At 62.4% G+C, this 20,039-nt stretch carries 25 protein-coding genes; 15 read left to right on the top strand and 10 right to left on the bottom strand.

The genetic code is table 11. The features are described from left to right. Positions 1–73 precede the first annotated feature (73 nt). From pyrR to KVQ74_RS02585, 3 genes are read left to right on the top strand one after another with little or no spacing between them, the layout of a single operon-like run. The gene (gene pyrR / locus KVQ74_RS02595; protein WP_217829431.1) at positions 74–577 is read left to right on the top strand and encodes a bifunctional pyr operon transcriptional regulator/uracil phosphoribosyltransferase PyrR; all 504 of its coding nucleotides are present in this window, start codon (positions 74–76) and stop codon (positions 575–577) included. A 27-nt stretch (positions 578–604) separates the two neighbouring features. Beyond that, a complete protein-coding gene (locus KVQ74_RS02590) occupies positions 605–1,609 on the top strand; it encodes an aspartate carbamoyltransferase catalytic subunit (RefSeq protein ID WP_025109148.1) in 1,005 nt (334 codons plus the stop codon). Beyond that, a complete protein-coding gene (locus KVQ74_RS02585; RefSeq protein WP_217829430.1) occupies positions 1,606–2,877 on the top strand; it encodes a dihydroorotase in 1,272 nt (423 codons plus the stop codon). The genes KVQ74_RS02590 and KVQ74_RS02585 overlap by 4 nt, the downstream gene beginning before the upstream one ends. A gap of 35 nt (positions 2,878–2,912) precedes the next feature. On the opposite strand, the gene KVQ74_RS02580 is transcribed toward KVQ74_RS02585, so the two are convergent. Then, on the bottom strand, positions 2,913–3,344 hold the full coding sequence (locus tag KVQ74_RS02580) for an NINE protein (RefSeq protein WP_217829429.1): 432 nt from the start codon (positions 3,342–3,344) through the stop codon (positions 2,913–2,915). 248 nt (positions 3,345–3,592) lie between these two features. On the opposite strand from KVQ74_RS02580, the gene KVQ74_RS02575 reads away from it, so the two are divergent. After that, positions 3,593–4,216 carry a C40 family peptidase gene (locus tag KVQ74_RS02575; RefSeq protein WP_217829428.1) on the top strand — a complete coding sequence of 208 codons (624 nt, stop codon included), beginning with the start codon at positions 3,593–3,595 and terminating at the stop codon, positions 4,214–4,216. 55 nt (positions 4,217–4,271) lie between these two features. Here KVQ74_RS02575 and KVQ74_RS02570 read toward each other — a convergent pair whose 3' ends face one another. Then, the gene (locus KVQ74_RS02570; protein ID WP_217829427.1) at positions 4,272–5,306 is read right to left on the bottom strand and encodes a type IV pilus twitching motility protein PilT; all 1,035 of its coding nucleotides are present in this window, start codon (positions 5,304–5,306) and stop codon (positions 4,272–4,274) included. A 193-nt stretch (positions 5,307–5,499) separates the two neighbouring features. Between KVQ74_RS02570 and KVQ74_RS02565 the strand changes: the two genes are divergently transcribed. From KVQ74_RS02565 to KVQ74_RS02520, 10 genes are all read left to right on the top strand, one after another. Beyond that, on the top strand, positions 5,500–6,192 hold the full coding sequence (locus KVQ74_RS02565) for a YggS family pyridoxal phosphate-dependent enzyme (protein WP_217829426.1): 693 nt from the start codon (positions 5,500–5,502) through the stop codon (positions 6,190–6,192). A 9-nt stretch (positions 6,193–6,201) separates the two neighbouring features. Then, positions 6,202–7,020: a pyrroline-5-carboxylate reductase gene (gene proC / locus KVQ74_RS02560; RefSeq protein WP_217829425.1), complete on the top strand. Its 819-nt coding sequence runs from the start codon at positions 6,202–6,204 to the stop codon at positions 7,018–7,020. A gap of 10 nt (positions 7,021–7,030) precedes the next feature. After that, positions 7,031–7,621 (top strand): YggT family protein, encoded by a 591-nt coding sequence (locus KVQ74_RS02555; protein ID WP_217829424.1) that lies wholly within the window; start codon positions 7,031–7,033, stop codon positions 7,619–7,621. Next, positions 7,618–7,914, top strand: coding sequence for a DUF167 domain-containing protein (locus KVQ74_RS02550; RefSeq protein ID WP_217829423.1), 297 nt, complete (start codon positions 7,618–7,620; stop codon positions 7,912–7,914). Before KVQ74_RS02555 ends, KVQ74_RS02550 begins: the two co-directional genes overlap by 4 nt. A 227-nt stretch (positions 7,915–8,141) precedes the next feature. After that, positions 8,142–9,281 (top strand): homoserine O-succinyltransferase MetX, encoded by a 1,140-nt coding sequence (gene metX / locus KVQ74_RS02545; protein ID WP_217829422.1) that lies wholly within the window; start codon positions 8,142–8,144, stop codon positions 9,279–9,281. A 7-nt stretch (positions 9,282–9,288) separates the two neighbouring features. Next, positions 9,289–9,909, top strand: coding sequence for a methionine biosynthesis protein MetW (gene metW, locus KVQ74_RS02540; RefSeq protein WP_217829421.1), 621 nt, complete (start codon positions 9,289–9,291; stop codon positions 9,907–9,909). A 25-nt stretch (positions 9,910–9,934) separates the two neighbouring features. Then, entirely contained in the window at positions 9,935–10,369 is a 435-nt protein-coding gene (locus tag KVQ74_RS02535) for a DUF4426 domain-containing protein (RefSeq protein WP_217829420.1), read from the top strand. Beyond that, on the top strand, positions 10,366–10,962 hold the full coding sequence (gene rdgB / locus KVQ74_RS02530) for an RdgB/HAM1 family non-canonical purine NTP pyrophosphatase (RefSeq protein WP_217829419.1): 597 nt from the start codon (positions 10,366–10,368) through the stop codon (positions 10,960–10,962). Before KVQ74_RS02535 ends, rdgB begins: the two co-directional genes overlap by 4 nt. Next, positions 10,959–12,164 (top strand): radical SAM family heme chaperone HemW, encoded by a 1,206-nt coding sequence (gene hemW, locus KVQ74_RS02525; protein ID WP_225929809.1) that lies wholly within the window; start codon positions 10,959–10,961, stop codon positions 12,162–12,164. The genes rdgB and hemW overlap by 4 nt, the downstream gene beginning before the upstream one ends. Positions 12,165–12,183: 19 nt before the next feature. Continuing rightward, the gene (locus KVQ74_RS02520; protein WP_011336381.1) at positions 12,184–12,507 is read left to right on the top strand and encodes a DUF3392 domain-containing protein; all 324 of its coding nucleotides are present in this window, start codon (positions 12,184–12,186) and stop codon (positions 12,505–12,507) included. Positions 12,508–12,637: 130 nt separating this feature from the next. Here the strand turns inward: KVQ74_RS02520 and trmB are convergent, their stop codons facing one another. The 4 genes from trmB to KVQ74_RS02500 form a co-directional block, all read right to left on the bottom strand. Then, positions 12,638–13,363 carry a tRNA (guanosine(46)-N7)-methyltransferase TrmB gene (gene trmB, locus KVQ74_RS02515; RefSeq protein ID WP_217829418.1) on the bottom strand — a complete coding sequence of 242 codons (726 nt, stop codon included), beginning with the start codon at positions 13,361–13,363 and terminating at the stop codon, positions 12,638–12,640. A gap of 9 nt (positions 13,364–13,372) precedes the next feature. Next, positions 13,373–14,167, bottom strand: a complete 795-nt coding sequence (locus KVQ74_RS02510) for a thiazole synthase (RefSeq protein ID WP_217829417.1) — start codon at positions 14,165–14,167, stop codon at positions 13,373–13,375. Between the two features lie 60 nt (positions 14,168–14,227). Beyond that, positions 14,228–14,428 carry a sulfur carrier protein ThiS gene (thiS, locus tag KVQ74_RS02505; protein WP_165557463.1) on the bottom strand — a complete coding sequence of 67 codons (201 nt, stop codon included), beginning with the start codon at positions 14,426–14,428 and terminating at the stop codon, positions 14,228–14,230. A 71-nt stretch (positions 14,429–14,499) separates the two neighbouring features. Then, complete coding sequence (locus tag KVQ74_RS02500; protein WP_217829416.1) at positions 14,500–14,880, bottom strand: DUF423 domain-containing protein; 381 nt, start codon at positions 14,878–14,880, stop codon at positions 14,500–14,502. Between the two features lie 70 nt (positions 14,881–14,950). Between KVQ74_RS02500 and mtgA the strand changes: the two genes are divergently transcribed. Further along, entirely contained in the window at positions 14,951–15,673 is a 723-nt protein-coding gene (mtgA, locus tag KVQ74_RS02495) for a monofunctional biosynthetic peptidoglycan transglycosylase (RefSeq protein WP_217829415.1), read from the top strand. Between the two features lie 87 nt (positions 15,674–15,760). On the opposite strand, the gene rpoH is transcribed toward mtgA, so the two are convergent. The 4 genes from rpoH to ftsY all read right to left on the bottom strand — a co-directional run bounded on the left by rpoH (position 15,761) and on the right by ftsY (position 19,947). After that, positions 15,761–16,615: an RNA polymerase sigma factor RpoH gene (gene rpoH / locus KVQ74_RS02490; RefSeq protein WP_217829414.1), complete on the bottom strand. Its 855-nt coding sequence runs from the start codon at positions 16,613–16,615 to the stop codon at positions 15,761–15,763. A 115-nt stretch (positions 16,616–16,730) separates the two neighbouring features. Further along, a complete protein-coding gene (gene ftsX / locus KVQ74_RS02485; protein WP_217829413.1) occupies positions 16,731–17,756 on the bottom strand; it encodes a permease-like cell division protein FtsX in 1,026 nt (341 codons plus the stop codon). Next, positions 17,753–18,424 carry a cell division ATP-binding protein FtsE gene (gene ftsE / locus KVQ74_RS02480; protein WP_217829412.1) on the bottom strand — a complete coding sequence of 224 codons (672 nt, stop codon included), beginning with the start codon at positions 18,422–18,424 and terminating at the stop codon, positions 17,753–17,755. Before ftsE ends, ftsX begins: the two co-directional genes overlap by 4 nt. After that, complete coding sequence (gene ftsY / locus KVQ74_RS02475; RefSeq protein WP_217829411.1) at positions 18,421–19,947, bottom strand: signal recognition particle-docking protein FtsY; 1,527 nt, start codon at positions 19,945–19,947, stop codon at positions 18,421–18,423. Before ftsY ends, ftsE begins: the two co-directional genes overlap by 4 nt. Positions 19,948–20,039: the final 92 nt, after the last annotated feature.

Below are 20,039 nucleotides of genomic sequence, written 5' to 3'. Positions count from 1 at the left end.
ACGGCGCTTTTCTTTTGGTTACAACCCGAGCCACCAGCTTCAAGCACCGGCTCGACCCCAAGAAGGAGCAACCATGAGCCTGCCCAATCCCGCCGATCTGATCAGCCAGATGGCGACCCGCCTCAAGACGCACCTCGCCCAGCGTGACATCAGCGAACCGCGTTACATCGGCATTCGCACCGGCGGCGTCTGGGTCGCCCAGGCACTGCTCGAGGAACTGGGCAGCGACGCGCCACTCGGCACCCTGGATGTCTCCTTCTATCGCGACGACTTCAGCCAGAACGGCCTGCACCCGCAAGTGCGCCCGTCTGCCCTGCCCTTCGAGATCGAAGGCCAGCATCTGGTGCTGATCGACGACGTCCTGATGAGCGGCCGCACCATCCGCGCCGCCATGAACGAACTGTTCGACTACGGCCGTCCGGCCAGCGTGACCCTGGTCTGCCTGCTGGACCTGGACGCCGCCGAACTGCCGATCCGCCCGAACGTGGTGGGCGCGACCCTGTCGCTGGCCGCCCACGAGCGGGTCAAGCTGTCCGGCCCGGAGCTGAACCTCGAACTGCAAGACCTTGCCCTTTAATCCGCCCTATTGAGAGTCCCCTTCGCGATGACGCCTCTAGATACCAAGCGCCCGCTGCAGCTCAATGATCAGGGCCAGCTGCGCCACTTCCTCTCGCTCGACGGCCTGCGCCGCGAGTTGTTGACGGAAATCCTCGACACCGCCGACTCGTTCCTCGAAGTCGGCGCCCGGGCGGTGAAGAAAGTCCCGTTGCTGCGCGGCAAGACCGTGTGCAACGTGTTCTTCGAGAACTCCACCCGTACCCGTACCACCTTCGAACTGGCGGCCCAGCGGCTGTCGGCGGACGTGATCACCCTGAACGTGTCGACTTCGTCGGCCAGCAAGGGCGAAACCCTGCTCGACACCCTGCGCAACCTGGAAGCCATGGCCGCCGACATGTTCGTCGTGCGCCACGGTGACTCCGGCGCCGCGCACTTCATCGCCGAACATGTCTGCCCGCAAGTGGCGATCATCAACGGCGGTGACGGCCGGCACGCCCACCCGACCCAGGGCATGCTCGACATGCTCACCATCCGTCGGCACAAGGGCAGCTTCGAAAACCTCTCGGTGGCCATCGTCGGCGACATCCTGCACTCGCGGGTCGCGCGCTCGAACATGCTCGCGCTGAAAACCCTCGGCTGCCAGGACATCCGCGTGATCGCGCCGAAAACCCTGCTGCCGATCGGTATCGAGCAATACGGCGTGAAGGTCTACACCGACATGACCGAAGGCCTCAAAGACGTCGACGTGGTGATCATGCTGCGCCTGCAACGCGAACGCATGACCGGCGGCCTGCTGCCGAGCGAAGGCGAGTTCTATCGCCTGTTCGGCCTCACCACCGCGCGCCTGGCCGGGGCCAAGCCCGACTGCATCGTCATGCACCCGGGGCCGATCAACCGTGGCGTGGAAATCGAATCGGCGGTGGCCGACGGCCCGCATTCGGTGATCCTCAACCAGGTGACCTACGGCATCGCGATTCGTATGGCCGTGCTGTCCATGGCCATGAGCGGGCAGACCGCCCAGCGTCAATTCGAGCAGGAGAACGCCCAGTGAAGCTCAGCATTCTCGGCGCCCGCGTCATCGATCCAAGCAGCGGCCTGGATCAAATCACCGATATTCACGTTGAAGCCTGCAAGATCGTCGCCCTCGGCGCCGCGCCCGCCGGTTTCACCGCTGTCGACACCATCGACGCCCAGGGCCTGGTGGCCGCTCCGGGGCTGGTCGATCTGAACGTTGCCCTGCGCGAGCCGGGCTACAGCCGCAAAGGCAGCATCACCAGCGAAACCCGCGCCGCCGCCGCCGGTGGCGTGACCAGCCTGTGCTGCCCGCCGAAGACCAAACCGGTGCTCGACACCTCCGCCGTGGCCGAACTGATCCTCGACCGCGCCCGCGAGGCCGGCAACACCAAGGTGTTCCCGATCGGCGCCCTGAGCAAAGGCCTGGACGGCGAACAACTGGCCGAGCTGGTGGCCTTGCGTGACGCCGGCTGCGTGGCCTTCGGCAACGGCCTGGAGAGTTTCCGCAACACCCGTACCCTGTGCCGGGCGCTGGACTACGCCGCGACCTTCGACCTGACGGTGATCTTCAACTCGCAGGATCACGACCTGGCCGATGGCGGCCTGGCCCATGAAGGCCCGACCGCCAGTTTCCTCGGTCTGCCGGGCATTCCGGAAACCGCCGAAACCGTGGCCCTGGCCCGGGATCTGCTGCTGGTGGAACAGACGGGCGTGCGCGCGCACTTCAGCCAGTTGACCAGCGCTCGCGGTGTCGCGCTGATCGCCCAGGCCCAGGCGCGCGGCCTGAAAGTCACGGCGGATGTGGCGCTGTATCAGCTAATTCTCACCGATGAAGCGCTGATCGATTTCAGCAGCCTCTACCATGTGCAACCGCCACTGCGCACCCGCGCCGACCGCGATGGCCTGCGCGCAGCGGTGAAGTCCGGGGTGGTTTCAGCCATTTCCAGCCATCACCAGCCCCACGAACGCGACGCCAAACTGGCGCCGTTCGGCGCGACCGAGCCGGGCATCAGCAGCGTCGAACTGCTGCTGCCGCTGGCGATGACGCTGGTGGAAGACGGCCTGCTCGACCTGCCAACCCTGCTGGCCCGCCTGAGCGCCGGCCCGGCCGACGCCCTGCGCCTGCCGGCGGGCAAACTGACGGTGGGCGGCGCGGCGGATATCGTGCTGTTCGATCCGAAGGCCTCGACCGTTGCCGGCGAAACCTGGCTGTCGAAGGGCGAGAACTGCCCGTTCCTCGGCCATAGCCTGCCGGGTGTGGTGCGTTACACCCTGGTGGATGGCCGGATCACTCACCAGGCATAAGAAAATGGCGAGGGAGCGTGCTCCCTCGCCATCACTTACTGGAACGCACCGCGATTCTGCGAGTTGCGCAGCGACACCTGATCGTTCAGCGTCCAGAAGTCATACAGCACGCCAATAAAGAACAACCCGCCGGTCAACAGATACAGCAGGCCGCTGATCCACTTGCCCTGATACATCCGGTGTACGCCGAATACCCCGAGGAAGGTCAGCAGAATCCACGCCACGTTGTACTCGATAGGGCCCGCGGTGAAACGCAGGTCTGCTTCCCGGTCCATCGCCGGAATCAGGAACACGTCGATCAGCCAGCCGATCCCCAGCAACCCGAAGGTGAAAAACCAGATCGTGCCGGTCACCGGTTTGCCGTAATAGAAGCGGTGCGACCCGGTGAAACCGAAAATCCACAGCAGATAACCGATCACTTTGCTGTGGGTGTCCTGCTGTGCAACAGGGGTTTGATAGCGGTTCATGAAGACCTCGATTCACACGATAGATAAATATTCTTGAATTCTTTGTGACTTTTTTACAGGTAGCCGACGTACGGCAAATGCTACCTTGTGGTCCGTCAAAGCCTTATAGCGCCTGACTTCTGTCCGACAATTGCGTCCATTTGCCGCTTGTTTGGTTCCGTTGCCACCAGATGGAATCGACCAACGGCCTCGGAAGGGACAAAAAAGCTGTTATAAAGTTGCGCGCTAACACACAAGAGCCCTGCCTAATGCGTCCATTTTTCAAGACATGGCTAACCATTTGCCTATTAATGCCACTGGCCGCCCACGCCACCAATCGTGAGCAACGTCTTCCCAACGTTAACGGTTTCACCCCCAAATCCCATGCTTCTGCTCCATCGAGCAAAAGCAAGCAAGGCAAGACCACCACGCTGAGCAGCAAAAGCCACGGCAAGCTGGTGCCACCGATGGCGACCAAGGAAAGCAGCAACGTCCTGAGCCGCGCGGTAAACGTCCTCGGTACTCCCTATCGTTGGGGCGGCAGCAGCCCGAGTAAAGGCTTCGATTGCAGCGGCCTGGTGAAATACGCGTTCAACGACGCCACGTTCGACCTGCCCCGCACCTCGAACGCCATGGCCAGTGGCCACGGCGAGAAAGTCGAGCGCAAGGATCTGAAACCGGGTGACCTGATTTTCTTCAACATCAAGAGCCGTCGGGTCAATCACGTCGCCATCTACCTGGGCAACGACCGCTTCATCCATGCGCCGCGTCGCGGCAAAGCGGTGAGCATTGATACGCTGAACAAGCCGTATTGGGAACAGCACTACGTGGTTGCCAAGCGGGTGCTGCCGAAAGAGCCGGCCAGCAAGCAGATGCGCGTGGTTCAGCGCTGATTCTTCAGGCAAAACCACAAAAAACGCAGCCCTCGGGCTGCGTTTTTTTTCGCCACTAGAAATTATCCGGTGTCCGCGCCTTCTCCCGCGCATGCTCGCGACTGATCAGGCCCTTGGTCACCAGATCCTTCAGGCACATGTCCAGGGTCTGCATCCCCAGCGACCCACCGGTCTGAATCGCCGAATACATCTGCGCCACCTTGTCCTCGCGAATCAGGTTACGGATCGCCGATGTTCCGAGCATGATTTCGTGCGCCGCCACCCGGCCGCCACCGATTTTCTTGATCAGGGTCTGCGACACCACCGCCAGCAAAGACTCAGACAGCATCGAACGCACCATCGACTTCTCGTCGCCAGGGAACACGTCCACGACCCGGTCGATGGTCTTTGCCGCCGACGTGGTGTGCAGCGTGCCGAACACCAGATGCCCGGTTTCGGCGGCGGTCAGGGCCAGGCGAATGGTTTCCAGGTCGCGCATCTCGCCCACCAGAATGACGTCCGGGTCCTCACGTAGCGCCGAACGCAGAGCCGTGGCGAAACTGCGGGTATCGCGATGGACTTCACGCTGATTGATCAGGCATTTGCGCGACTCGTGGACAAATTCGATCGGGTCTTCGATGGTCAGGATGTGATGATGGCGATGGGTGTTGAGGTAATCGATCATTGCCGCCAGGGTGGTGGACTTGCCGGAGCCGGTCGGCCCGGTCACCAGCACCAGCCCGCGCGGGGCGTCGGTGATCTTGCGGAAGACGTCGCCCATGGCGAGATCCTCCATGGTCAGCACTTTCGACGGGATCGTCCGGAACACCGCACCGGCGCCGCGATTCTGGTTGAACGCGTTGACCCGAAATCGCGCCACACCCGGCACATCGAAGGAAAAATCCGTTTCCAGGTGTTTCTCGAACTCCACGCGCTGGTGATCGTTCATGATGTCGTAGATCAGCTCATGCACCTGCTTGTGATCCAGCGCCGGCAGATTGATCCGCCGCACATCGCCATCCACGCGGATCATCGGCGGCAGTCCGGCCGACAGATGCAGGTCGGAAGCGCCCTGTTTGGCGCTGAAGGCCAGCAGTTCAGTGATATCCATAGCGTCCCTCAATTCCAGTAGAATGCCGCGAACCTTCAGACCGCTGGCGCCAAATCCTGCCTGAAAAGTAGCCGAACGAAGATCAGGCAAGGCAAAAGTCAGCGAAGAAGCGGAGTTGACGTCAGTCAATGAGCATCTGAGGTGACTTTTAACGCCGCATGATCGAGTGCAGGCACTTTTCAGGCAGGATTTGATGTCCACGATAGCAGACAACATCCAACTGGTTAGTTCGCGAATCCGTAACGCCACCCAAGCCGCCGGACGCGATGAAAACAGCGTCCAGCTGCTGGCCGTGAGCAAAACCAAACCGGCCGAAGCCCTGCGCGAAGCGTACGCCGCCGGCCTGCGCGATTTCGGCGAGAACTACCTGCAAGAGGCGTTGGGCAAACAGCTCGAACTGGCCGACCTGCCCTTGATCTGGCACTTCATCGGCCCCATTCAGTCGAACAAGACCCGCTCGATTGCCGAGCATTTCGCCTGGGTACACTCCGTGGATCGTCTGAAAATCGCCCAACGTCTGTCCGAGCAACGCCCCGCGGATCTGCCGCCACTGAACATCTGCATTCAGGTCAACGTCAGCGGCGAGGCCAGCAAGTCCGGCTGCACGCCGCAAGACCTGCCAGCCCTGGCCCAGGCCATCAGCGCCCTGCCGCGCCTGAAGCTGCGCGGGCTGATGGCAATCCCCGAGCCGACCGAAGATCGCGCCGAGCAGGACGCGGCATTCGCCGCCGTTCAGAAGTTGCAGGCCAGCCTCGATCTGCCCCTCGACACACTTTCCATGGGCATGAGCCACGACCTCGAGTCGGCCATCGCCCAGGGCGCCACCTGGGTGCGTATCGGTACGGCCCTGTTCGGTGCCCGCGACTACTCGAACCCTTCCAGATAAGGATCTGACATGAGCAACACACGTATTGCCTTCATCGGCGCCGGCAACATGGCCGCCAGTCTGATCGGCGGCTTGCGCGCCAAGGGTCTGGAAGCCGCGCAGATCCGCGCCAGCGATCCGGGCGAAGAGACCCGTGGCCGGGTCAGTGCCGAACACGGCATCGAAACCTTTGCCGACAACGCCCAGGCCGTCGACGGCGCCGACGTGGTGGTGCTGGCGGTCAAGCCCCAGGCGATGAAAGCGGTCTGCGAGGCGATTCGCCCAAGCCTGAAACCGAATCAACTGGTGGTTTCGATTGCCGCCGGCATCACTTGCGCCAGCATGAACGCCTGGCTCGGCGCCCTGCCGATCGTGCGCTGCATGCCCAATACCCCGGCGCTGCTGCGCCAAGGCGTCAGCGGCTTGTACGCCACCGCACAAGTGACCGCCGAACAACGCCAGCAGGCCGAAGAACTGCTGTCCGCCGTGGGCATCGCCCTGTGGCTGAACGAAGAGCAACAGCTGGATGCGGTCACCGCCGTTTCCGGCTCCGGCCCGGCGTACTTCTTCCTGCTGATCGAAGCAATGACCGCCGCCGGGGTCAAACTCGGCCTGCCGAAAGAAACAGCCGAGCAACTGACCCTGCAAACCGCCCTGGGCGCCGCGCACATGGCCGTTTCCAGTGACGTCGACGCCGCCGAACTGCGCCGTCGCGTGACCTCGCCGGCCGGCACCACCGAAGCGGCCATCAAGTCGTTCCAGGCTGACGGTTTCGAAGCAGTGGTGGAAAAAGCACTCGGCGCCGCCGCGCACCGCTCGGCCGAGATGGCCGAACAACTGGGCAAATAAGGAGCCTTACATGATTGGTTTGAACACCGCAGCGGTCTACGTGCTGCAAACCCTCGGCAGCCTGTACCTGCTGATCGTGCTGCTGCGCTTCGTCCTGCAACTGGTGCGGGCGAACTTCTACAACCCGCTGTGCCAGTTCGTGGTCAAGGCCACCCAACCCCTGCTCAAGCCGCTGCGCCGGGTCATCCCGAGCCTGTTCGGCCTGGACATGTCGTCGCTGGTACTGGCGATTCTCGTGCAACTGGCGCTGATGGCGCTGACCCTGCTGCTGACCTACGGCACCACCGGCAATCCACTGCAACTGTTTATCTGGTCGATCATCGGCGTGACCGCGCTGTTCCTGAAGATCTTCTTCTTCGCCCTGATCATCAGCGTGATCCTGTCCTGGGTCGCGCCGGGCAGCCATAACCCGGGCGCCGAACTGGTGAACCAGATCTGCGAGCCGGCCCTGGCGCCGTTCCGTCGCTTCCTGCCGAGCATGGGCGGCCTGGACCTGTCGCCGATCTTCGCCTTCCTGGCGCTGAAGCTGCTGGACATGCTGGTGATCAACAACCTTGCGGCGATGACGATGATGCCGGAAATCCTGCGCCTGCTGATGTGAGCTGGTTCCGTTGGGACGGTGACGACCTGATCCTCGATTGTCACCTGCAACCGGCAGCCCGCAGCGATGATTTCTGCGGGCTGCACGGCGACCGCCTGAAGATCCGCCTGAGCGCGCCGCCGGTCGAGGGCAAGGCCAATGCGTACCTGATGGGGTTTCTGGCCAAGGCTTTTGGGGTTTCCAAGAGTCAGGTCAGCCTGATCAGCGGTGAGTTGAACCGGCAGAAACGTGTGCGGATCTGCTCGCCGAAGAAGCTGCCGGCGTTGCCGGGGCTGGTTGCGCGCGCTTCCTGAAATCGAGTCGCCCCTGCCCCTCACCCCAACCCTCTCCCGAGGGAGAGGGGGCCGCACTTTGTTGTTTTCGGGACTTGAGTTCACCTCAAAAATGCCAGGTCGGCGCAGCTCGCAAGAACGCCTCGGTCAGTCCCCTCTCCCTCCGGGAGAGGGTTAGGGTGAGGGCTGCTTGCCGCTAACCCCCCCGGTCTTTAGACTTACGCCTCATTTCAACGAGAGCAGGGTCGATGCCAGCTGCCTTTCCCCCCGATTCTGTTGGTCTGGTGACGCCGCAAACGGCGCACTTCAGCGAACCGCTGGCCCTGGCCTGCGGCCGTTCGCTGGCCGCTTATGACCTGATCTACGAAACCTACGGCACGCTGAACGCGCAAGCGAGCAACGCCGTGCTGATCTGTCACGCCCTGTCCGGTCACCACCACGCCGCCGGCTATCACAGCCCCGACGACCGCAAACCCGGTTGGTGGGACAGCTGCATCGGCCCCGGTAAACCGATCGACACCCACAAGTTCTTCGTGGTCAGCCTGAACAACCTCGGCGGCTGCAACGGCTCCACCGGCCCGAGCAGCACCAACCCGGACACCGGCAAGCCGTTCGGCGCCGACTTCCCGGTGCTGACCGTGGAAGACTGGGTACACAGCCAGGCGCGCCTGGCCGATCTGCTCGGCATCGGCCAGTGGGCGGCGGTGATCGGCGGCAGCCTCGGCGGCATGCAGGCGCTGCAATGGACCATCACCTACCCGGATCGCGTGCGTCACTGCCTCGCCATCGCCTCGGCCCCCAAGTTGTCGGCGCAGAACATCGCCTTCAACGAAGTGGCGCGCCAGGCGATCCTCACCGACCCGGAGTTCCATGGCGGCTCGTTCCAGGAACACAGCGTCATTCCCAAGCGCGGCCTGATGCTGGCGCGGATGGTCGGCCACATCACCTACCTGTCCGACGACTCCATGGGCGAGAAATTCGGCCGTGGCCTGAAGAGCGAGAAGCTCAACTACGACTTCCACAGCGTCGAGTTCCAGGTCGAAAGCTACCTGCGCTATCAGGGCGAAGAGTTTTCCGGACGCTTCGACGCCAACACCTATCTGTTGATGACCAAGGCCCTGGACTACTTCGATCCGGCGGCGAACTTCGACGATAACCTGGCGAAAACCTTCGAAGGCGCCAAAGCCAGATTCTGCGTGATGTCGTTCACCACCGACTGGCGTTTCTCCCCGGCCCGCTCGCGGGAACTGGTAGACGCGCTGATGGCCGCGCGCAAGGACGTCAGTTACCTGGAAATCGATGCGCCCCAGGGCCACGACGCCTTCCTGATTCCGATCCCGCGCTACTTGCAGGCGTTCGGCAATTACATGAACCGCATTACGTTGTGAGAAAGCCATGAGAGCTGATCTGGAAATCATCCAGGAATGGATCCCCGCCGGCAGCCGCGTGCTCGACCTCGGCTGCGGTGATGGCGAGTTGCTGACCTGGCTGCGCGACCATAAACAGGTCACCGGCTACGGCCTGGAAAACGACCCGGACAACATCGCCGAGTGCGTCGCCAAGGGCATCAACGTCATCGAGCAGGACCTGGACAAGGGCCTGGGCAACTTTGCCAGCAACAGCTTCGACGTCGTGGTGATGACCCAGGCTCTGCAGGCCGTGCATTATCCGGACAAGATCCTCGACGAAATGCTGCGGGTCGGTCGCCAGTGCATCATCACCTTCCCCAACTTCGGCCACTGGCGCTGCCGCTGGTATCTGGCGAGCAAGGGCCGGATGCCGGTGTCCGAGTTCCTGCCGTACACCTGGTACAACACGCCGAACATTCACTTTTGCACTTTCGAAGACTTTGAAGAGTTGTGTCGCGAACGTGCGGCGAAGGTCATTGATCGGCTTGCCGTGGATCAACAGCACCGGCATGGGTGGGCCAGTAAGCTATGGCCTAATCTATTAGGTGAGATCGGTATCTACCGCGTCAGCAGCCCCGGGCTTGCGGATCACAAAATCGCGGTTTGAACCACGACATTCGAGGAGAACGATCATGGGTCGTCTAGCGCTGTTGCTGTTAACTGCCTGCCTGAGCGTCACCGCCATGGCCGCCGACGTCATCAAGGGCGAGCGCAAGGAAGTCTTCGGTGATGTGACGGTTCACTACAACACCTTCAACTCGACGTATCTGCAACCGGACATCGCCAAGGCTGTGGAGCTGATCCGCAGCAAGAACCAGGGCGTGATCAACGTCTCGGTGCTCAAGGACGGCAAGCCGCTGACTGCCACTGTCACTGGCACGGTCAAAGACCTGACCAGCCAGAGCGTGACCCTGAATTTCCGCCAGGTCACCGAACAGGGCGCGGTGTATTACATCGCCCAGTTCCCGGTGGAACAGCAGGAAACCCGCACCTTTGAGATCAAGGTGCAGACCGGCGACAAGGTCAACACCATCAACTTCAACCAAGACATTTTCCCCGGCGAATGATGAACCTCAAGCAACTCGTACTGGCCAGCCACAACGCCGGCAAACTCAAGGAACTCCAGGCCATGCTCGGCGAATCGGTGCAACTGCGCTCGATTGGCGAGTTCAGCAGCGTGGAGCCGGAAGAAACCGGCCTGTCGTTCGTCGAGAACGCGATCCTCAAGGCGCGTAATGCCGCGCGGATTTCCGGCCTGCCGGCGCTGGCCGACGACTCGGGCCTGGCGGTGGATTTCCTCGGCGGCGCGCCGGGCATCTACTCGGCGCGTTACGCCGACGGCAAGGGCGATGCGGCGAACAACGCCAAACTGCTCGACGCTCTGAAGGACGTGCCCGAAGCCGAGCGCGGCGCGCAATTCGTCTGCGTGCTGGCCCTGGTGCGTCACGCCGACGACCCGTTGCCGATCCTCTGCGAAGGCCTGTGGCACGGACGCATTCTGACCGCCGCCAGCGGCGAACACGGTTTCGGTTATGACCCGCTGTTCTGGGTGCCGGAGCGTAACGTCTCCAGCGCCGAACTGAGCCCGGCGGACAAGAACCAGATCAGCCACCGCGCCCGTGCAATGGATCTGCTGCGCCAGCGTCTGGGCCTGAAATGATCGACAGTTCCCCCGCGTCGTCGCTGATCGTCGGCGGCGCCGCGTCCTCGCCTCGGGCACCGTTGCCGACGCTGCCGCCCCTGGCGCTGTACATCCACATCCCGTGGTGTGTGCGCAAATGCCCGTATTGTGATTTCAACTCGCACACCGCCAGCCCCGAGCTGCCGGAACAGGAATACGTCGACGCGTTGCTGGCCGATCTCGATCAGGACCTGCACGCGGTGTATGGCCGTGAGTTGAGTTCGATCTTCTTTGGTGGCGGCACGCCAAGCCTGTTCAGCGCCGAAGCCCTGGGGCGCTTGCTTGAGGGCGTCGAGCAGCGCATCCCGTTTGCCCACGACATCGAAATCACCCTGGAAGCCAACCCCGGCACCTTCGAGCAAGAGAAGTTCGTCGCCTACCGCAAGCTGGGGATCAATCGTCTGTCGATCGGCATCCAGAGCTTCCAGCAGGAAAAACTCAAGGCCCTCGGCCGCATCCACAACGGCGACGAAGCCGTGCGTGCCGCCGGCATGGCGCGCCAGGCCGGGTTCGATAACTTCAACCTCGACCTGATGCACGGTTTGCCCGACCAGTCGCTGGACGACGCCCTGAGCGATCTGCGCCAGGCCATCGAGCTGAAGCCGACGCACATTTCCTGGTATCAACTGACCCTGGAACCGAACACGGTGTTCTGGAACCAGCCGCCCGTGCTGCCGGAAGACGACACCCTGTGGGACATTCAGGAGGCCGGGCAAGCGCTGCTGGCCGAGCACGGTTACGCGCAGTACGAAGTGTCGGCCTACGCTCAACCCGGCCGGCCGGCACGGCACAACCTGAATTACTGGAGTTTCGGCGACTTCATCGGCATCGGCGCCGGTGCCCACGGCAAGCTCAGTCATCCGGACGGGCGTATCGTGCGCACCTGGAAGACGCGCCTGCCGAAGGACTACCTCAACCCGGCGAAGAATTTCCAGGCCGGCGAGAAAGCCCTGACCAACGACGAGATGCCGTTCGAGTTCCTGATGAACGCCCTGCGCCTGACCGCCGGGGTCGAATCGCGGCTGTATCCGGAGCGCACCGGGATGCCCCTGGAGAGCCTCGAAGAACAGCGCCGCGAAGCCGAACAAAGCGGTCTGTTGCAGGTCGAACCGTCACGTCTGGCGGCCACCGAGCGCGGACAACTGTTCCTCAACGACTTGCTGCAGAATTTTCTGAGCTGACAGCCCCAAGGAAACCCCAATGGATTTGATACTCGACCTGCTCGCCACCGTGTCGCGCTGGAGCCGCAGCAACCTCTCGGAAATCGCCTTGGCACTGGTGGGTTGCCTGCTGGTGCTGTTCGGCGCCGATTTCAAAGGCTGGGTCGAGCAACGCCTGGGCAGCATCGCCGGCGCTTTGCGCGTGCCGCTGATGGCCCTGCTGTGCATGATCGGCAGCGGCGCCGCGCTGATCTACGCCACGCCCTGGGTGGTCAAGGGTTTGAGCCAGTTCAACAACTACAGCCTGGCGCCGGTGTTGCTGGTGGTGCTGGTACTGATTGGCGTGGTCGCCGACCGCCGCTGACTTCAGCGATACCGCAAAAACAACAGTGGGAGCGGGCTTGCCCGCGAAGGCAGTGGATCATTCAACACGGATGTTGTCTGACACACGGCTTTCGCGAGCAAGCCCGCTCCCACAGTGTTTTGGGCGATGCTTAGGACTGCTTTTCGAACTTCAGATCCCACACGCCATGCCCAAGACGTTCGCCACGGCGCTCGAACTTGGTGATCGGGCGTTCGGCCGGACGCGGTACGCACTTGCCGTCTTCGGCGAGGTTGCGATAGCCGGGCGCGACGTTCATCACTTCCAGCATGTACTCGGCATAGGGTTCCCAGTCGGTCGCCATGTGCAGGATGCCGCCGACCTTCAGCTTGCTGCGCACCAGCTCGGCGAACGACGCCTGAACGATACGACGCTTGTGGTGACGGCTCTTGTGCCACGGGTCCGGGAAGAACAGCATCAGGCGATCGAGGCTGTTGTCGGCGATGCAGCGGTTGAGCACTTCGATCGCGTCGCAATCGTAGACCCGCAGGTTGGTCAGACCCTGCGTCAGCACGCCGTTGAGCAGCGCGCCGACACCCGGACGGTGAACTTCGACACCGATGAAGTCCTGATCCGGCGCCGCTGCCGCCATTTCCAGCAGCGAGTGACCCATGCCGAAGCCGATTTCCAGCGAACGCGGCGCCGAACGGCCGAACACCTGATCGTAATCCACCGGCGCATCGGCCAGCGGCAGCACGTACAGCGGCGCGCCCTGGTCGAGGCCGCGTTGCTGGCCTTCGGTCATGCGCCCGGCACGCATCACGAAACTCTTGATGCGGCGGTGTTGGCGCTCTTCGCCTTCGTCCGGCAGGACAGGCGTGTCGTTCGATTCAGTCATCAATGGCTCTTACTTGATCAGACCATCCAGCGGCGAAGAGGCGCTGGCATAGAGTTTTTTCGGCATGCGCCCGGCGAGGTAGGCCAGACGGCCTGCGACGATCGCATGTTTCATGGCTTCGGCCATCATGACCGGCTGCTGGGCGTGGGCGATGGCCGAGTTCATCAGCACCGCATCGCAACCCAGTTCCATGGAGATGGTGGCGTCGGAAGCGGTGCCGACACCGGCATCCACCAGCACCGGGATTTTCGCCTCTTCCAGGATGATCTGCAGGTTGTACGGGTTGCAGATCCCCAGGCCCGAACCGATCAGACCGGCCAGCGGCATCACCGCGATGCAGCCGATTTCCGCCAGTTGCCGGGCAATGATCGGGTCGTCGCTGGTGTAGACCATCACGTCGAAACCTTCCTTGACCAGCACTTCGGCGGCCTTGAGGGTTTCGATCACGTTGGGGAACAGGGTTTTCTGGTCCGCCAGCACTTCCAGCTTCACCAGGTTGTGGCCGTCGAGCAGCTCACGGGCCAGGCGACAGGTACGCACGGCCTCGACCGCGTCGTAGCAGCCGGCGGTGTTCGGCAGGAAGGTGTAGCGATCCGGCGACAGTACGTCGAGCAGGTTCGGCTCGCCTTCGATCTGGCCGAGGTTGGTACGGCGCACGGCGAAGGTGACGATCTCGGCGCCCGAGGCCTCGATGGCCTGACGGGTTTCTTCCATGTCACGGTACTTGCCGGTACCGACCAGCAAACGCGACTGGTAAGTACGACCGGCCAGGACGAAAGGCTTGTCGCTACGAACGATGCTCATGGGGAATCCTCTTGAGGGGTGAGGGTCTTGCACAATGCTGTACCCGTGCGGGCGGGCCGACTAGCCGCCGCCGATGGCGTGAACGACTTCGACGTTGTCGCCGTCGTTGAGCGTGGTGTCGGCATGCTGGCTGCGCGGGACGATATCCAGATTGAGTTCCACCGCCACCCGGCGTCCGGTCAGTTCCAGACGGGTCAGCAGGGCCGCAACGGTTTCGCCGTCGGGCAGTTCAAGGGATTCACCGTTCAACTGAATGCGCATGCGCAACGCCGCCATCATTTTTAGGGGCTGGCATTCTAGCCCGATCGTGACCTAAAGGTCAGCAATAAGCGTCAGGCGGTCAGCGGCAAGCGCCAGGCGGCGAGCCCCAGGCAGAGCCAGCCGATCAGAAACGCCAGGCCACCGAACGGGGTAATGATGCCAAGCTTGCCGATGCCGACGGTGGTGAGCAGATAGAGGCTCCCGGAGAACAGCAGGATGCCGACGGTGAACGAGATACCGGCCCAGGCCACCAGGCGCCCTTGAAGCTGTGTCGCCAGCAACGCCACGCCGAACAGCGCCAGGGCGTGTACCAATTGATAGGTGACGCCGGTGTGGAAAATCGCCAGGTACTCCGGCGTGAGGCGGTTTTTCAGGCCGTGGGCGGCAAAGGCACCGAGGCCGACACCGGTGAAACCGAAAAAAGCGGCCAGCATCAGAAAACCACGCAGCATGTGCAACTCCAGACGCGATCGGCAGGGTCTGTATAATGGCCCGCTCAAACGGTTCGGCCAAGCCATCTCTATGCTGCGTTTATTTTTCCGTCGTCTCACGAAGGCCCTGCTCTGGTTTGCGGGCGGCAGCGTCTTGCTGGTGTTGCTGTTCCGTTTCGTGCCGCCGCCGGGGACGGCGCTGATGGTCGAGCGCAAGATCGAATCCTGGGTCGACGGCGAGCCCATCGACCTGCAACGGACCTGGAAACCCTGGGATGAAATCTCCGATGACCTGAAAGTCGCGGTGATTGCCGGCGAAGACCAGAAATTCCCCGAGCACTGGGGTTTTGACCTGAGCGCGATCAAGGCCGCACTGGCGCACAACGAACTCGGCGGCTCGATTCGCGGTGCCAGCACCCTGAGCCAGCAAGTCTCGAAGAATCTGTTTCTGTGGTCCGGACGCAGCTATCTGCGCAAAGGTCTGGAGGCCTGGTTTACCGGGCTGATTGAGGTGTTCTGGCCCAAGCAGCGGATTCTTGAGGTGTACCTGAACAGCGTCGAGTGGGACGACGGCGTGTTTGGCGCCGAAGCGGCGGCGCGGCACCACTTTGGCGTGAGCGCCCGCTCATTGTCCCGACAGCAGGCCAGTTATCTGGCGGCGGTACTGCCCAACCCCCGGGTCTGGAGCGCGAGCCATCCGACGGCTTATGTTTCACGCCGGGCCGGATGGATTCGCCAGCAGATGAGCCAGCTGGGTGGAGATAGCTATTTGCTGACGCTCAATGATTCGCGCCGCGCACCGTGGGCTCAGTAACTTCGCCCTGCTCCCACAAGGCAAGCGCCAAACAAAAACGCCCCGATCATCGCTGATCGGGGCGTTTTTATTTGTTGCGGTTACCGGTCAGGCGGCAATCGACAACTTGAGCTTGTTCATCGCGCTCTTCTCAAGCTGACGGATCCGCTCGGCCGACACATTGTACTTCTGCGCCAGGTCGTGCAGCGTGGCCTTCTCTTCTGCCAGCCAGCGCTGGTAGAGGATGTCACGGCTGCGGTCGTCCAGCACTTCCAGCGCTTCGTGCAGGTTGTGGTTGGAGTTGTCGCTCCAGTCGGCATCTTCCAGTTGACGGGCCGGGTCGTACCGGTGGTCTTCCAGATAGTTGGCCGGCGACTGGAAGGCGCTGTCGTCGTCCGCTTCTGCGGCCGGGTCGAAGGCCATGTCATGGCCGGTCAGGCGACTTTCCATCTCGCGCACTTCCCGTGGCTCCACACCGAGGCTTTCTGCCACGCGGTGGACTTCCTCGTTGTTCAGCCAGGCCAGACGTTTCTTCTGGCTGCGCAGGTTGAAGAACAGCTTGCGCTGGGCCTTGGTGGTCGCGACTTTCACGATCCGCCAGTTACGCAGGATGAACTCGTGAATCTCGGCCTTGATCCAGTGCACCGCGAAGGACACCAGACGCACGCCCATTTCCGGGTTGAAACGCTTCACGGCCTTCATCAGGCCGACGTTGCCTTCCTGGATCAGGTCAGCCTGAGCCAGACCGTAGCCGGAATAGCTACGGGCGATGTGTACGACAAAACGCAGGTGGGCGAGCACCATCTGCCGAGCCGCCCCCAAATCCTGCTCATAGTAGAGACTCTCGGCCAGTTCACGCTCCTGCTCCGGCGTCAGCAATGGAATGCTGTTGACGGTGTGCACATAGGCTTCCAGGTTTGCGCCTGGAACCAATGCATACGCAGGTTGCAAAGAATTGGACATACGGAAAAACCTCCGACTTACAGACTCATGCTTTTCAGCATTGCGAAAAATTGACCGGAAACTCAAATGAAAGTTTCCTTAAACACCGCAAGGTCAATCACGCGCAAAAAAGATTCTACTTCGGCGCCAGCTCCCTGAGATGGCGTGCGACTGCAATCCATGCACCGATATAACCCAACAGCACCGCGCCAAGCAAGAGCGACAGACCGTCGGCAACTGGCACTCCCGCCAGCGCGAAATCACTGCCGTACAAGCCGGCCAGCCCCACCACCGCATCGTTCAGCCAGTTCAGACCGAACGCCAGAACACCCCAGGACAGGATCCCCGCACCGAAGCCATACAACGCGCCCATATAAAGGAAGGGACGCCGCACATAGCTGTCAGTGCCGCCGACCAGTTTAATCACTTCGATCTCTGTGCGGCGGTTTTCAATATGAAGACGAATGGTATTGCCTATCACCAAAAGTAATGCGGAAACCAGCAGCACCGTCAGACCGAAGACAAAACGGTCACCGAGCTTGAGGATGGCGGCCAGACGCTCGACCCAGACTAGATCAAGTTGTGCCTGTTGTACCTTGGGCAGCTCGGATAGTTTTTGTCTTAATGCTTCCAGAGTCGACTTGTCGACTTCCTTCGGCGTCACCAGCACTACGCCGGGCAGGGGGTTTTCCGGCAGCTCACGCAGGGCCTCGCCGAGACCGGACTGTTGCTGGAACTCTTCCAGCGCCTGGTCGCGACCGACATATTCGGCATCCGCCACACCCGGCATGCCCTTGATCTGCTCGCGCAACGCCTCGCCCTGCTGCGGGCTGGCATCGAGGTCCAGATACAGGGAAATCTGCGCCGCGCGCTGCCACGAACCGCCCAGACGCTCGACGTTGTTCAGCAACAACGACAAGCCCATTGGCAGGCTCAGCGCCACCGCCATCACCATGCAGGTGAAAAAGCTGCCGATCGGCTGCTTGCCGAGGCGACGCAGACTGTCGAGCAGGCTCGCGCGATGGCTTTCGATCCAGGCACGGAACAACGTGGCGAAATCCGGGCCATCGTCATCGTCGTGTTTTTTCTTCTTCGGCGGTTGCGGATCGGCGGCCTTCGGGGCCACCCGCTCGGAAACCTTCGGACTGCGTGTCGCACTCATACACCGGCCTCCCCGTCGCCGATCAATCGGCCGCGTTGCAGGGTCAGCATGCGATGGCGCATCCGCGCAATCAGGGCCAGGTCGTGACTGGCGATCAGCACGCTGGTGCCCAGGCGGTTGATGTCTTCGAACACCCCCATGATCTCGGCCGCCAGACGCGGATCGAGGTTACCGGTCGGTTCGTCCGCCAGCAGCAGGGCCGGCCGGTGAACGATGGCGCGGGCGATGCCGACGCGCTGTTGCTGACCGGTGGACAGGTCACCGGGGTACAGATCGGCCTTGTCCGACAGCGCCACGCGATCCAGCGCCGAATCGACGCGTTTGGCGATTTCCACCTTGGACAACCCGAGAATCTGCAACGGCAAGGCGACGTTGTTGAACACCGTGCGGTCGAACAGCAACTGGTGATTCTGGAACACCACGCCGATCTGCCGGCGCAGGAACGGAATCTGCGCGTTACTGATGGTGCTCAGGTCTTGACCGGCCAGCAGCAGCTTGCCGCTGGTCGGACGCTCCATCGCCAGCAGCAGGCGCAACAGCGTGGACTTGCCGGCGCCGGAGTGGCCGGTGACAAACAGGAACTCACCACGACGGACTCGAAAGCTCAGCTCATGCAAGCCGACGTGACCGTTCGGGTAGCGCTTACCGACCTGTTCGAAACGAATCATGAACGCTCCCGCTCGGCAAACAGTGCCTGGACAAAGGGTTCGGCTTCAAAGGTACGCAGGTCGTCGATGCCTTCACCGACGCCGATGTAGCGGATCGGCAGGCCGAACTGCTTGGCCAGGGCGAAAATCACCCCGCCCTTGGCGGTGCCGTCGAGCTTGGTCAGCGCCAGGCCGGTCAGTTCGACGGTCTGGTTGAATTGCTTGGCCTGATTGATGGCGTTCTGGCCGGTGCCGGCGTCGAGCACCAGCAGCACTTCGTGCGGCGCATCGGCGTCGAGCTTGCCGATCACCCGGCGGACCTTTTTCAGCTCTTCCATCAGGTTGTCTTTGGTGTGCAGACGACCGGCGGTATCGGCGATCAGCACGTCGATGCCACGGGCCTTGGCGGCCTGCACGGCGTCGAAGATCACCGAGGCGGAGTCGGCACCGGTGTGCTGGGCGATCACCGGGATCTTGTTGCGCTCGCCCCAGACCTGCAATTGCTCCACCGCCGCCGCGCGGAAGGTGTCACCGGCGGCGAGCATGACTTTCTTGCCTTCCAGTTGCAGCTTCTTCGCCAGTTTGCCGATGGTGGTGGTCTTGCCGGCGCCGTTGACGCCCACCACCAGGATCACGAAAGGCTTGCTCTGCGAGACAATTTTCAGCGGCTGCTCGACCGGCTTGAGCATCGTGGCCAGTTCGGCTTGCAGGGATTTGTACAGGGCATCCGAGTCGGTCAGTTCCTTGCGCGCGACCTTCTGGGTCAGGCGCTGAATGATCAGCGACGTGGCTTCGACACCGACGTCGGCGGTCAGCAGACGGGTTTCGAGTTCATCGAGCAGATCGTCATCGATGGCTTTCTTGCCGAGGAACAGGCTGGCCATGCCCTCGCCGATGCTGGCGCTGGTCTTGGACAGGCCTTGCTTGAGGCGGGCGAAGAAACCGGCTTTGGCTTCCTCGGTACGCGGCGGTTCTGCGGGCGTTTCGAGCGCAACGACTGGCGCCGCGACAACCGGTGCAGGTGCAGGTGCAGGTGCAGGTGCAGGTGCAGGCTCGGCGATTTCGACAACCGGGGCAACCGCTACGACAGCGGCAGGTTCGGCGATGACGGGCGCAGGTTCAGCAACTGCAGCAACTGCAGCGACTGGAGCAACCGGCGCAATCTCGACGGCTTCGGCAACAAACGCAGCCGGGGCCGGAATCGGCGGGGTCACATGCGGCGCGGCCTCTGCGACCAGCGCCACCGGTTCTTCCGCCACCGGCAAGGTCAGCCAGGGCTCGGCAACCGGGGTCAGCGGCAGTTCGGCGGCATGAGTGTTTTCAGGTTCAGCCTCGGCCACCGGTTGCAGCACCGGTTCGGCAATCGGCAGGACAACCGGCGCCGGCGCTTCTTCTATTACGGGAGCGGACGCCGGGGCGGGCTCAGGAATCGCGGCCGGCTGTTCGACGACGGGCTCCTGCGGTTTTTTGCGCAGCCATCCGAACAGGCCTTTCTTCTCGCCAGCCGCAGCTGGGGTCTTCTTGTCGTCGTTGGAACCAAACATGGAGGACGGCTATCTCACGGTAGCGACGCGCCATCAGGCGCCCCGGCAAATAAATATTCGATGCAGAACAGACTGTGTTTCACCCAGCTTGT

This window comes from Pseudomonas botevensis, from assembly GCF_019145475.1.
GTDB classification, from domain to species: domain Bacteria; phylum Pseudomonadota; class Gammaproteobacteria; order Pseudomonadales; family Pseudomonadaceae; genus Aquipseudomonas; species Aquipseudomonas botevensis.
The sequence above is the reverse complement of the archived record's forward strand: the minus strand, read 5'-3'. Positions and strand labels throughout refer to the sequence as shown.

Coding starts and splice junctions, on each gene's coding strand:
- ftsE (WP_217829412.1), bottom strand. CDS start 18,424: ATGATTCGTTTCGAACAGGTCGGTAAGCGCTACCCGAACGGTCACGTC.
- metX (WP_217829422.1), top strand. CDS start 8,142: ATGCCAGCTGCCTTTCCCCCCGATTCTGTTGGTCTGGTGACGCCGCAA.
- KVQ74_RS02565 (WP_217829426.1), top strand. CDS start 5,500: ATGTCCACGATAGCAGACAACATCCAACTGGTTAGTTCGCGAATCCGT.
- KVQ74_RS02570 (WP_217829427.1), bottom strand. CDS start 5,306: ATGGATATCACTGAACTGCTGGCCTTCAGCGCCAAACAGGGCGCTTCC.
- rdgB (WP_217829419.1), top strand. CDS start 10,366: ATGATGAACCTCAAGCAACTCGTACTGGCCAGCCACAACGCCGGCAAA.
- KVQ74_RS02500 (WP_217829416.1), bottom strand. CDS start 14,880: ATGCTGCGTGGTTTTCTGATGCTGGCCGCTTTTTTCGGTTTCACCGGT.
- thiS (WP_165557463.1), bottom strand. CDS start 14,428: ATGCGCATTCAGTTGAACGGTGAATCCCTTGAACTGCCCGACGGCGAA.
- ftsX (WP_217829413.1), bottom strand. CDS start 17,756: ATGAGTGCGACACGCAGTCCGAAGGTTTCCGAGCGGGTGGCCCCGAAG.
- KVQ74_RS02535 (WP_217829420.1), top strand. CDS start 9,935: ATGGGTCGTCTAGCGCTGTTGCTGTTAACTGCCTGCCTGAGCGTCACC.
- KVQ74_RS02580 (WP_217829429.1), bottom strand. CDS start 3,344: ATGAACCGCTATCAAACCCCTGTTGCACAGCAGGACACCCACAGCAAA.
- metW (WP_217829421.1), top strand. CDS start 9,289: ATGAGAGCTGATCTGGAAATCATCCAGGAATGGATCCCCGCCGGCAGC.
- rpoH (WP_217829414.1), bottom strand. CDS start 16,615: ATGTCCAATTCTTTGCAACCTGCGTATGCATTGGTTCCAGGCGCAAAC.
- trmB (WP_217829418.1), bottom strand. CDS start 13,363: ATGACTGAATCGAACGACACGCCTGTCCTGCCGGACGAAGGCGAAGAG.
- KVQ74_RS02575 (WP_217829428.1), top strand. CDS start 3,593: ATGCGTCCATTTTTCAAGACATGGCTAACCATTTGCCTATTAATGCCA.
- KVQ74_RS02555 (WP_217829424.1), top strand. CDS start 7,031: ATGATTGGTTTGAACACCGCAGCGGTCTACGTGCTGCAAACCCTCGGC.
- KVQ74_RS02520 (WP_011336381.1), top strand. CDS start 12,184: ATGGATTTGATACTCGACCTGCTCGCCACCGTGTCGCGCTGGAGCCGC.
- KVQ74_RS02510 (WP_217829417.1), bottom strand. CDS start 14,167: ATGAGCATCGTTCGTAGCGACAAGCCTTTCGTCCTGGCCGGTCGTACT.
- mtgA (WP_217829415.1), top strand. CDS start 14,951: ATGCTGCGTTTATTTTTCCGTCGTCTCACGAAGGCCCTGCTCTGGTTT.
- hemW (WP_225929809.1), top strand. CDS start 10,959: ATGATCGACAGTTCCCCCGCGTCGTCGCTGATCGTCGGCGGCGCCGCG.
- ftsY (WP_217829411.1), bottom strand. CDS start 19,947: ATGTTTGGTTCCAACGACGACAAGAAGACCCCAGCTGCGGCTGGCGAG.
- proC (WP_217829425.1), top strand. CDS start 6,202: ATGAGCAACACACGTATTGCCTTCATCGGCGCCGGCAACATGGCCGCC.
- KVQ74_RS02590 (WP_025109148.1), top strand. CDS start 605: ATGACGCCTCTAGATACCAAGCGCCCGCTGCAGCTCAATGATCAGGGC.
- pyrR (WP_217829431.1), top strand. CDS start 74: ATGAGCCTGCCCAATCCCGCCGATCTGATCAGCCAGATGGCGACCCGC.